Genomic DNA, 10326 nt, shown 5'->3' with positions numbered 1-10326 from the left:
AGATTCACTTTGTGAAACATCGTGAATTATCGTACAGGGCGGCCAATTTTGGAGAGCCATGATGCCGATGTGGCAGATACATACAGTCCGCCCAGCGCCGATGCCAACGCCGTGTCGCTGAATCATCCTATGGCCCTTTCAAATAACACCGCCATCAGCATCAACAGCCCCGTCAGCGCATACATCGCCCGGTAGCAGGTTTGCAGACGCAGCAAGCTGGCGAAACTCAACTGCTGCCGGTAGGCCTGCCAGGTCGCCCAGACATGCAAGGGGTAGAGGCAGACCGCCAGCAGCAGCGCGGTGGGCAGCAGTTGGCGCAGGCACAGGATGGCGAGCAGCAGGTAGGCAGCGCTGAACAGCACAAAGGCGGCTGCAAAACAGCGCTTGGCGCCAAAGCGAACGGCATTGGTCTGGATGCCATTGAGACGGTCACCCTCCACGCCCCGGGCCTCATGCACCAGGTGGCCGGCTGCAAACACCAGGCCAAAAAACACGCTGATCGCAATACTGGAGCCATGGATGGGCGCAAATGCCACCCAGCCCAGCAGAAAGTGCAAACTGCCACCCAGCAAATGCATCAGCGAGTTCCACAGCGGCCGGCCCTTGAGCTGCCAGGGAGGCAGCGAGTAAAGCGCGCTGACGGCGCAAAGCGCCAGCCCCAGCAGCAGCGCCTGGTCCCCCAACGGCAGCAGCGCCAACATGGCCCCCACAAACAGGCCCACGCCCAGCCAACCAAACAGTCGCCGCCCCACACCCTGGTTCACAAAGGTATGGCCCTGGCGCTGGGGGTCGCGCAGATCCGCGTCGATACCGGCCCAGTCGTTGGCGACAAACACATGGGCCACAAACAGCAGGTTGGCGGTCACCAGCCATAGGCCTTGCCAGCCAATGGCCCACCCATGCCATGACGCCAGGGTGCCCAACGCGAGGATGGCGCCCATCAGCGGCGTGCCTTGCAGAACCAGCACCTCGCCCAGACGAATGCTGGCCAACAGACGCAGCCATTGCGGCCGGAGGAGCTGGCGGGCGCCAGCGCTGGACTGGCGGGCCTCAGCCATGGCGCCCTCCTGGGTCTTGTTGGCCAGATGGCGGCGCGTCGCCTTGCGACTGCCCCAGATGCTGGTAATAAAGCCGCAGCCACAGCGCATAGGCCATCTCTTGCGACCAGTAATAACGGCTGACCGTGGCAGTCAAATCGTTGTGGTAGAAGAGCAGCGGCTGCTGCCGCAGTGCCGCAAAGCCGTCGGCTGCCAGACCCGCCAGCAGTTGCACATCGGCGGCACGCTCCGCTGGCGCAGGGCGCTGCAATGTGCCCAGGCGCTGGATGCGGTCGATCAGATCCAGCCAGCGCTGCTGGCCGGGCACCGAAGTCTTCAGCGATGCCTCAGGCAATGACAGCGGGCAACCGGCACGCTGCAAGCCATCCCGCGACCAGCGCACCACCGCCGGTGCCCGTTGGTAGTAGACCCACAGGCTGGCGTCTCCTTCCCGCTGCTGCAGTGCCTGGCACAAGGCCTGGGCGGCGGGCGGCCGCGCCTCGTACAGCCATCGCAACACATTGATCTGGATGCCGATATCAACCGGATTGGCGTCCTTGCCCGGGTCAATGCACTCGTAGTCTTCGCGCCGGGCCAACCAGGTCCGGTAGAGGCCATCGCTGTCGCGGAACTGCTGCAGCGTCGCCAACGCCTTGTCCCTCAGCGCGGCATCGTCCAAAGGCGCCAAGCGCCAGACCAGGGCCGTGTCATCGGCATCCGGTGTGATCTTGCAGCTCAGGCTGCCGTGGGTCGGCAGCGCGGGGTTGCCGTGGTAGCGCACCAGGCCAGTGCTTTCAATCTGCTGCTGCAGAAATTGGCGTGTGCGCGCCAGCATCGGCTGCACGGCGGCGGCCGCCGCCACGGGCGCCAGGATGTCGACGATCTGCGCATTGGCAAAGACATTCAGCTCAGGCGCGGGCTGGGTAAAGACTGCTGCCTGGGTGTGCTCGGTCAGCCAGTAGCCGCCTTCCTGCTGCCGGTAGTCCAACATCTGGACTGCGTAGCGCACCGCGTCAGACAGCGGGCTGCCCTTGGCGGGCACGGCGGGTGACGGCCGAGTCACTTCAAACTCGGCGCTGGCCGCCAGGTAGGCAGGCGCGCCCGACAGCGGCGTCACCAGCGCCCGCAGCCGGTGCTTGCCGGCCGCCAAAGTCCCCACCGGAAAACGCAGGCGCCAGCCCGCTGCATTCGCGATGCCCAGCGACTGCACAACATCCGGGCGCGTAAAGAACGCCGTGCTGCTGGCCAGCATCTGGCCGCTGTCCAGCACTACCGCGACCTGAGCGGGGGTCTGCCCATCGACCAAAGCCCAGCCTGCCACCTCGACGGCATCGCCTGCGGTGACCTGGGCCGTGTCGATCGAGCCATGCGCTCCCTGCAAGCTGGCTGAGGCCTGCGGTGTTGCGGCCACCCGGAGCGTTGTGGCGGGCAGCAACCGAGGCTGCGTATCGGCACTGGCCCGCACCAGGGCGCTGAACGCATGCTCGCCCACGGCCAGGTTGCCACGCGGAAAGGTCAGCGCCCAGCCACTCGCTGGTGCCTGGCCTGCCCCTTGCCCCCTGCGCGGCGCAAACTGGGCCGTGGCGGCGGGCCATGGCTGGCCATCGACAAGCAGGTGCAAGTCATAGGGGGTACGGCCCCCGGCCAGCGCCCAGCCCTCCACCACCACCTGGTCGTCATTGCTGAGACTGACCCGTTCCACCCCGCCGTGCAGCAGCCAGCCCAGGTCATGCAGCCACTTCGGGCGGCTGAGGAGTGGCGAGTTCTCCAACTGCCAGGCCGCACGCTTCTGGGCCGCAAAACGCTCGGCCACCGTGGTGGCGCCCTGGCGCTCGATATAGGCCGCATGGGCCTGCCCGGTGTAGCCAAAGGCCCCAATGGCTTCGGCGACCACCGCCGCCAGCACCGCCAGCGTGAAAGCCCCCCTGCCCCATGCAGACAGCCCCAACAACGCGGGCGGGAGCAACCAGACCAGGATGGGCAGCATGTCGGTCAAAAAACGGCTGCCCCAGCTGATGCCCTGGATCCAGTGCGCAGCGGCATAGAACAGGATCTGCAGCACTACGGCCACCACCAGGACCATGGCCAGCAAGCGCCAGCGGCTCTGGCGCCAGATGGCGGAGCCACGCAGCGGCAGCAGCAGCAAGAAGGGCGAGAACACCAACAGCCCATAGACGGGGCTGAACAGCAAGGCAGCCACCCCTTCCGGCAGGCCGAGCCAGGAGGCATCGGTGCTGTGGTTCAGCACAAAGACGTAGTAGCCGCCCATGTACGAGCCCACCCACCACAGGTTGTAGGCCAGGGTCAGCAGCGCCGGTGGCAAGGCGCCGGCCAGAAACAGCCGGTAATGCCCCCGCGCCCAGACCAACGCATAGGCGGCAAAGCCCAGCGCCAGCCAGGTGTCGGGCTGGCGGTTGCAGGCAATCAGACCGCATACCAAGCCATAGGCCCAGGCCCGCCTGGGGGTGCAGCGCTCACTGGTGGCGATCCACAGCGCGCAGGTCACCAGCAGCTGGGCCACGCCGTGCATCCACAGCGCCTGGCTGCTGATCACCCAGGTGCTGGTGCCAAAGGCATAGGCCAGCGCCAGCCCCAGTGCCATGCGCTCACTGCATTGGCGCAGCAGCAAGAGGTACATCAGCATCACCGATGCCGAGGCGACGAGCGCCGCCACGAGCTTTTCCATGATGCGGGCCACCGAATCCACATGCGCAGGGGCCCAGTCCCAGTGCGACAGATACAGCGCGGCGGGCAGGTACAGGGGCGCTACCAGCAAGGGGGTGACGATGGGGTAGAGCGAGACCAGGCGTCCGTCCGTGCCGCGCACCACCCAGCCAGCTTCGCCAATCTCGCCCGGCTTGCTGGGCAGCCTGTGCCCTTGCGCCACCAGGTCAGCAACAGGGTCCAGGCTCAGGCTGGCGTTTTTCCACAGCGACAGCGGCAGGTAGCGCGCCGGATAGTTGTCGCCCGCGCCTATTGAGCGCATATTCGCGTTGTAGACCGCAAAGCAGACCAGGCCCAGCAGCAGACAGGCCGCGAGATGCCTCACACCGCGGGGCCGGGGGCGCTGGCCCAGCACGGGTATCTGCGCCAGCGCTGTCAGCGCCTTCTCCCATAGCCTGCGAACCGAGTGAAAACGCATACATGGCGATCTTTTTAAATGCTGCTACACGTTACTTTTTGCAAGCATAATTCTACGTTTGGCGGGCAGTGTGCGCCCACTGCGATGTGTAAATAGCAACGAAAGATAGCTTGATACGGCACAATCCGATCCAAGCCATTGTGATTATTCAGATTAGTAATTTATTTACCAATTGATCGAATTTATTCTCTAATCCAACCGCTGCGCAGAGCCCTATGACAACCACGACTTCCCCCAAGCGCATTCTGGTCACCGGAGGTGCGGGTTTTTTGGGCTCCCACCTCTGCGAACGCTTGCTGGCCGAAGGCCACCAAGTCGTCTGCCTGGACAATTTCTCCAGCGGCTCACTGGGCAATATCGCCGCCCTGCTCGGCCACCCCGCGTTCAGTCTGCTGCAGCAGGATGTGGTGGACCCCATTGGGCTGCTGCAAGTCGACCAGGTCTACAACCTGGCCAGCATTGCCTCCCCGCAGCTCTACCAGCGCAACCCGGTGCAGACCCTCAAGACCAATGTGCTGGGCGCCATGCAGGTGCTCGATCTGGCCTTGCGCTGCGGCGCCAGGGTGCTGCAGGCGTCTACCAGTGAGGTCTATGGCGACCCGCTGGTACACCCGCAGCCCGAGAGCTACCTAGGCAATGTGAACCCCATTGGCCCGCGCGCCTGCTATGACGAGGGCAAGCGCTGCGCGGAAACCCTGTTTGCCGACTACCAGCGCCAGCACGGCTTGTCCATCAAGATCGTGCGCATCTTCAACACCTACGGGCCGCGCATGCTGCCCGGCGATGGCCGGGTCATCAGCAGTTTTTTTGCGCATGCACAGCAAGGCAGCGGCATGCCCATCCATGGTGATGGCCAGCAGACCCGCAGCTTTTGCTATGTGAGCGACATGGTCGAGGGCCTGATGCGCATGATGATCAGCGACGCCGCCATCACCGGCCCGCTGAACCTGGGCAACCCCGAAGAGATCGATGTGCTCAGCCTGGCCAGAAAGATTGCCGCACTGACGGGCAGCGCTGCAGCCCCGGTGTTTCGCCCTGGCCAGCCGGACGATCCTCGGCAGCGCAAGCCCGATATTTCCCAGGCCTGGCAGCTGCTGGGCTGGGCTCCCCAGGTCACGCTAGACAATGGACTCTCCCATACCCATGCCCAGCTGCAACGCACTGCCGCCCTTGCTACTGCCAACCGCCAAGACCCTGGTGCTGATGCCCTACTACGAGGACACTCGGGCCTGCCAGCTTTTGCTGCAAGCGCTGCGGGCGCAGCTCGGGCCTGACTGCTTTGTGCTCTTCGTCGATGACTGCTCGCCCCAGCAGCCGCTGACGGCGAGCGCGCTCGCTGATGCGGGTCTGCCGGGGCGCATTCTGCGCTTGCGCCGCAATGCCGGCCACCAGCAGGCGCTGGCCCTGGGCCTGCAGTACCTGGCCCCCCACCTGCAGCCCCAGCAGCAACTGGTGCTGATGGATTCGGATGGCGAAGATGCGCCCGAGGCCATTCCCGGCCTGCTGGCCCAGCTCAGCCAGTCTGCCGGCGCCATCGATGCCGTCGTCGCGGCCCGAGGCAGGCGCCGTGAGCGCTGGACCTTTGTCGCCTGCTACCGCGCCTACCAGCTGCTCTTTCGCCTCAGCACTGGGCGGGTGCTGGATTTTGGCAACTTCATGGTGCTTTCTGCATCCGGCGCGCAAGCGCTTGCCGCCCGCCCCAGCTTGCCGGTGCATATGGCCGCCAGCCTGCTGGCCAGCGATCTGCGCCTGGGCCGCCACACCGTGGACCGGGCCCAGCGCTATGCCGGTGTCTCCAAGATGAACCTGTCTGCGCTGGTGGGCCATGGGCTGCGCGCCATCCGGGTGTTCAAGACCCGCGTGCTGCAGCGCCTGCGCCATGCGGCGCTGCTGCTGGCAGGATTGGCGGCCGTACTGGCCTGGCTCAGCACCGGGCAGAGTGGCTCAGGCATGGCGCTGTTCGGCTTCTGGGGCTGCTCGGCGCTGGCCTTGCTGTGCGTGCTGCTGTATGGACTGCTGGCCTGGAAGCTGGCAAGCAGCTACCCCCAGCCCGACATGGCCATGGTCGCCGCAACCATCGATGTGCCAGCACCGGCCGCAGGGCAGCGGAGGCCTGAATGAAAAAGCTGCGGTTCGCGCTGCTGTCCTGGCTGGCCTACCCTGTGCTGGCGGCCCTCAGCTACCTGCTCTACATCCGGCTGTTCGCGGTTGATGTGGTGCTCTACGCTGCCTTGGCCGCTGCAGCGCTTGCGCTGGCGCTGCAGGCACTGCTGCTGTGCTGCCTGTCAGCCTGGCAGGCCTTCAGCAGCTTGGAGAAATGCCAGCATCTGCTGGTCTGCGCGCTGACGGGCTACGCGCTGGCGCTGAGCGTGCCCACGGTGATTGACCGCTCGCTGTCGTTCTACATTCTGGAGAAACTGCAGCAGCGTGGTGGCGGCATCGCACGCAGCAAGATGGACCAGGTCTTCAAGGACGAGTACATGCGCGAGCACCGCCTGATCGACATCCGGCTCACCGAGCAGCTGGTATCGGGTACCATCCGCATCGATGACCAAGGCTGCGTGCTGTTGACGCCCCGGGGCGAGGGCCTGGCACAGTTCAGCCGGTGGTTCCGCCACTATGGCCTGCCCCACCAGCGCCTGATCGGCGACCGCTACTCGGCCGATCTGGTTGACCCTTTTGCCCACAGCCAGGCCGCGCCCGACTACCGCTGCCATTGAGCGGCTTGCGCGCCCTGGGCTGCCCTTGGCCCATCAGCGCATCACCAAGCCCCCATCCACCAGCAGCACCTGCCCCGTCATGAACCGGCTCAGGTCCGATGCCAGGAACAGCACTGGCCCGGCGACATCCTCAGGGCTGGCCAGGCGGCGCAGCGGGGTGGCGGCCATCAGCGATTCGCGGAAGGATTCGCGGGTTTGCGCGCTGCCCTGGGTGGGGTAGACGAGGCCCGGCGCAACGCAGTTGACGCGTATGCCAAAGGGGCCCAGCTCGCTGGCGAGGTTGCGGCTAAAGCCCACCAGCGAGGCCTTGGCGGTGCTGTAGTCGTGGTAGGCGACAACAGGGTGCTCCACCAGATTGCTGCTGATATTGACAATGCTGCCCCGGGCGCGCTGGCGCATCTGCGGCAGCACGGCGCGGCAGACATGGAAGGCGCCGCCGACGGCGGCATCGAACTGCGCCTGGTAGTCGCTCCAGGCCAGTGCATCCAGCGGCTGGCGGCGCTCGGGGTCAAAGGCATAGGGGCGCAAGGCGTTGTTCACGACGACATCGATGGGACCGGCCTCTTGCGCAATGGCCTGGGCCATCGCGTCCACCGCGGCCGGGTTGCCCACATCGGCCTGCACAGCCCAGGCATTGCCGCCGGCGGCCTGGCAGGCGGCGACGGTCTGGGCCGCTGCGGCTTCGTTGGCCAGGTAGTTCACCGCCACGGTGGCGCCCTCTCGCGCAAAGGCCTGGGCGATGGCCGCGCCAATGCCCCGGCTGGCGCCTGTTACCAGCACCACCTTGCCGCGCAAATTCAAAGCACTGCTCTCTACCATCTCAGGCCCCTGGCAGCCAGCGGCTGTCCACCACATCGGCTACTTTGATGGGCTGCTGCACCATGCCCAGTGCATGGTAGGCGTCGGCGCCCTTTTGCAGCGCGTTCAGGTCAAAGCTGCCCAGCGGCGCGACCTTGCCCTGCACCCGCAGGGTGGGCTGGGCCGATGCATTGCGCAGCGCAATCACATCGAGGTTGATATCGCGCTGGGTGCCATCAATCGCGCGTTTGGTGGCCAGGGTGGCGGCCTCTTCGGGCTGGGCGATCATCCATGCTGCGCTGTCGCGGTAGCCACGCAAAAAGGCCTGCAGCAATGCCGGCTGCTGCTCCAGCACTTGCCGGCGCACCACAAACATGTCGCTGGACATATTCAGGTAGTCGCGCACGGGCATCACCTGCACGTCGCCCATGCCTTTGCGCAGGCCCACGGCCAGGCCGGTGTCGGTGGCGGCGGTCGCATCAACCTGGCCTTGCATCAGCGGCGCAAAGTTCAAAAGGCCCGTCACCACAATGCGCACATCCGATTCCTTGAGCCCCGCCTGGTGCAGCATCACCAGCAGGTTCTGGCGCGTGCCGCTGGCGAGGCTGTAGACGCCAATCGTCTTGCCCTTCAGATCCGCCGGTGTGCGGATGCCGCTGGAGCGCAGCGACACGACATTGAACACGTTTTGCGGGTAGATGTCGTAGATGGCGACCAGCTTCTCGCCCTTGTCCAGCGCCATAAAGAACGAGCCCGGGTCGGTAAAGGCCACATCGCCCTGCCCGCTCAGGATATTGCGGATCGCGTCACCACCACCGGCACCGGGCAGGTAGGTCAAATCTACCCCCTGGGCCTTGAAAAAGCCCTTGTCCGGCTCAGCCAGGATGTTGGTGATTTCGCTGATCGGTTTGCTCCAGCCCGCCAGGCGGATCTTGCCGCTGACGGGAGTAGCAGCGCCCGCTGTGATGCCCGTGCCCGCCAGGCCCAGGCCCAAGAGGCCGGCAGAGGCGCCCAGCCAGCGGCGGCGCGATACGGGATAGGTCAAAAAAGGTGCAGACATCAGCGGTCCTTAAAAAGCAATCGAGCAAATATCAAAATCAACGGCGTGGGCCTGCCGGGTTGGCCGCCATCGTATGGCCGCGCATCAACCAGCGCTCCAGCAGAAGGCAGGCTTGGTAGAGCAGCAAGCCCAGCGCTGCAATCAGCAGCAGCGCGGCAAACATCAGGGTGGTGTCCATCATTCCCTGGGAGGCGATCACCACCGCGCCCAGCCCTTGGCTGGCGCCCATAAACTCCGCCACAACAGCGCCCACCAGCGCCAGCACCACGGCCACACGCAGGCCCGCCAGAATGGCCGGCAAGCCTGTAGGCAGCTTGAGCCGCACTAACGTCTGCAGGCGGCTGGCCCCCAGCATGCGGAACAGCTGCAAGCGCTGCGCATCGACCTGGCGCAGGCCCGTCAAGGTGTTTTCCATCAGCGGGAAAAAGCAGACCAAGGCGGTGATCAGCACCGTCGGCAGCATGCCAAAGCCAAACCACAGCACAAACAGCGGCGCCAGCGCCAGCTTGGGCACCACCTGGCTAACGACGACATAGGGCTTGAGCACGCGCTCCAGCAAGACCGACTCGGCCAAGGCCATCCCTGCCAACAGGCCAAAAGAGGCACCGGCCGCCAGGCCCAGCAGCACCGCCTGCACGGTGGCCAATAAGTGCGGCCAAAAGTAGCCGGACGCGAGCCCCGTCCACAAGGCCTGCAGGATGGCGGACGGCACCGGCAGCACCAAGGCAGAGATGCCGCCCAAGCGCCCAGCGCCTTCCCACACGGCCAGCAACAGCACCAGCAGCGCAGCGGCCCAAAGCCGGGCTAGAAGAATCGGGTTCATGCGCTGGCCCCGTCCATCGCGGCGCGCACTTGGGCTGCATAGGCGTTGAAGGCCGCGCCATGGCGCATGGCCTGGGTGCGGGGCATCGGCAGATCAATGGCCATATCAGCGACGAGGCGCCCGCCATGCATCAGCGCCACCCTATCCCCCAGGTACACGGCTTCGTTGATGTCATGGGTGACAAAGAGCACGGTAGTGCCCCGCGCGCGGCAGCTGCGCAGCAGCTCGTCTTGCAACTCGGCGCGGGTGATGGCATCGAGTGATGCAAAGGGCTCGTCGAGCAACAGCAAGGCCGGCTCGCGAATCAAGGCCCGCGCTAGCGCCACCCGGCTTTGCTGGCCGCCGGATAGCTGGCCGGGTTGCTGGTGGAGCAGCGCCGCCAGCCCCAGCTGGGCCAGCAGCTGCTCGGCGGCGTTACGGTCCTGCGCCGTGGGTTTGCGCTGCAGCGACAGCGGCAGCAGCACGTTGTCCAGCACCGTCAACCAGTCCAACAAAGTGGGCGACTGGAACATCACGCCAAGCTGCGGACCGGGCGCTGCCAGCGCACCGCCTGCGCGCACAATGCGGCCCGCCTGCGGCTGCAGCAGACCAGCGACGAGCTGGAGCAAGCTGGTCTTGCCGCAACCGCTGCGGCCCAGCAGGCAGTGGAAGGCGCCTTGCGCCATCTGCCAGCTCACGCCATCCACGACCGGAGCCTGGCCCGGGTAGGCAAAGCTGAGGCGCTCGATATCAATCCATGCCATTGC

At 65.7% G+C, this 10326-nt stretch carries 9 protein-coding genes; 3 read left to right on the top strand and 6 right to left on the bottom strand.

Going from position 1 to position 10326, the window contains the following annotated elements; all coding sequences use genetic code 11:
• Nucleotides 1–122 precede the first annotated feature (122 nt).
• Together HS961_RS12025 and HS961_RS12020 are read right to left on the bottom strand one after the other, a co-directional pair.
• Nucleotides 123–1058, bottom strand: coding sequence for a UbiA family prenyltransferase (locus tag HS961_RS12025; RefSeq protein ID WP_182322246.1), 936 nt, complete (start codon nt 1056–1058; stop codon nt 123–125).
• Nucleotides 1051–4179 (bottom strand): hypothetical protein, encoded by a 3129-nt coding sequence (locus tag HS961_RS12020; RefSeq protein WP_182322244.1) that lies wholly within the window; start codon nt 4177–4179, stop codon nt 1051–1053. Before HS961_RS12020 ends, HS961_RS12025 begins: the two co-directional genes overlap by 8 nt.
• A gap of 215 nt (nt 4180–4394) precedes the next feature.
• Here HS961_RS12020 and HS961_RS12015 point away from each other — a divergent pair, with 215 nt between their 5' ends.
• The 3 genes from HS961_RS12015 to HS961_RS12005 are packed head-to-tail and all read left to right on the top strand — an operon-like array spanning nt 4395 to nt 6899.
• Nucleotides 4395–5453, top strand: coding sequence for a UDP-glucuronic acid decarboxylase family protein (locus HS961_RS12015; RefSeq protein ID WP_182322242.1), 1059 nt, complete (start codon nt 4395–4397; stop codon nt 5451–5453).
• Entirely contained in the window at nt 5350–6300 is a 951-nt protein-coding gene (locus HS961_RS12010) for a glycosyltransferase (protein WP_182322240.1), read from the top strand. Before HS961_RS12015 ends, HS961_RS12010 begins: the two co-directional genes overlap by 104 nt.
• Nucleotides 6297–6899 carry a hypothetical protein gene (locus HS961_RS12005; RefSeq protein ID WP_182322238.1) on the top strand — a complete coding sequence of 201 codons (603 nt, stop codon included), beginning with the start codon at nt 6297–6299 and terminating at the stop codon, nt 6897–6899. The genes HS961_RS12010 and HS961_RS12005 overlap by 4 nt, the downstream gene beginning before the upstream one ends.
• Nucleotides 6900–6932: 33 nt before the next feature.
• Here the strand turns inward: HS961_RS12005 and HS961_RS12000 are convergent, their stop codons facing one another.
• From HS961_RS12000 to HS961_RS11985, 4 genes are read right to left on the bottom strand one after another with little or no spacing between them, the layout of a single operon-like run.
• Nucleotides 6933–7718, bottom strand: a complete 786-nt coding sequence (locus HS961_RS12000) for an SDR family oxidoreductase (RefSeq protein ID WP_182322236.1) — start codon at nt 7716–7718, stop codon at nt 6933–6935.
• A 1-nt stretch (nt 7719) separates the two neighbouring features.
• Nucleotides 7720–8757, bottom strand: coding sequence for an ABC transporter substrate-binding protein (locus tag HS961_RS11995; RefSeq protein ID WP_182322234.1), 1038 nt, complete (start codon nt 8755–8757; stop codon nt 7720–7722).
• Nucleotides 8758–8794: 37 nt separating this feature from the next.
• Complete coding sequence (locus HS961_RS11990) at nt 8795–9580, bottom strand: ABC transporter permease (RefSeq protein ID WP_182322232.1); 786 nt, start codon at nt 9578–9580, stop codon at nt 8795–8797.
• Nucleotides 9577–10323, bottom strand: a complete 747-nt coding sequence (locus HS961_RS11985) for an ABC transporter ATP-binding protein (RefSeq protein WP_182322230.1) — start codon at nt 10321–10323, stop codon at nt 9577–9579. The genes HS961_RS11990 and HS961_RS11985 overlap by 4 nt, the downstream gene beginning before the upstream one ends.
• Between the last annotated feature and the right edge of the window lie 3 nt (nt 10324–10326).

Origin of the sequence: Comamonas piscis (genome assembly GCF_014109725.1) — a bacterium.
GTDB classification, from domain to species: domain Bacteria; phylum Pseudomonadota; class Gammaproteobacteria; order Burkholderiales; family Burkholderiaceae_C; genus Comamonas; species Comamonas piscis.
Note: the sequence above shows the minus strand (reverse complement) of the source record. Positions and strands in the feature narration are given on the sequence as shown.

Bases quoted from the DNA above. Each gene is read 5' to 3' on its own strand.
- HS961_RS12000 (WP_182322236.1), bottom strand. From the start codon at position 7,718: ATGGTAGAGAGCAGTGCTTTGAATTTGCGCGGCAAGGTGGTGCTGGTA.
- HS961_RS11990 (WP_182322232.1), bottom strand. From the start codon at position 9,580: ATGAACCCGATTCTTCTAGCCCGGCTTTGGGCCGCTGCGCTGCTGGTG.
- HS961_RS12005 (WP_182322238.1), top strand. From the start codon at position 6,297: ATGAAAAAGCTGCGGTTCGCGCTGCTGTCCTGGCTGGCCTACCCTGTG.
- HS961_RS12020 (WP_182322244.1), bottom strand. From the start codon at position 4,179: ATGCGTTTTCACTCGGTTCGCAGGCTATGGGAGAAGGCGCTGACAGCG.
- HS961_RS11995 (WP_182322234.1), bottom strand. From the start codon at position 8,757: ATGTCTGCACCTTTTTTGACCTATCCCGTATCGCGCCGCCGCTGGCTG.
- HS961_RS12015 (WP_182322242.1), top strand. From the start codon at position 4,395: ATGACAACCACGACTTCCCCCAAGCGCATTCTGGTCACCGGAGGTGCG.
- HS961_RS11985 (WP_182322230.1), bottom strand. From the start codon at position 10,323: ATGGCATGGATTGATATCGAGCGCCTCAGCTTTGCCTACCCGGGCCAG.
- HS961_RS12025 (WP_182322246.1), bottom strand. From the start codon at position 1,058: ATGGCTGAGGCCCGCCAGTCCAGCGCTGGCGCCCGCCAGCTCCTCCGG.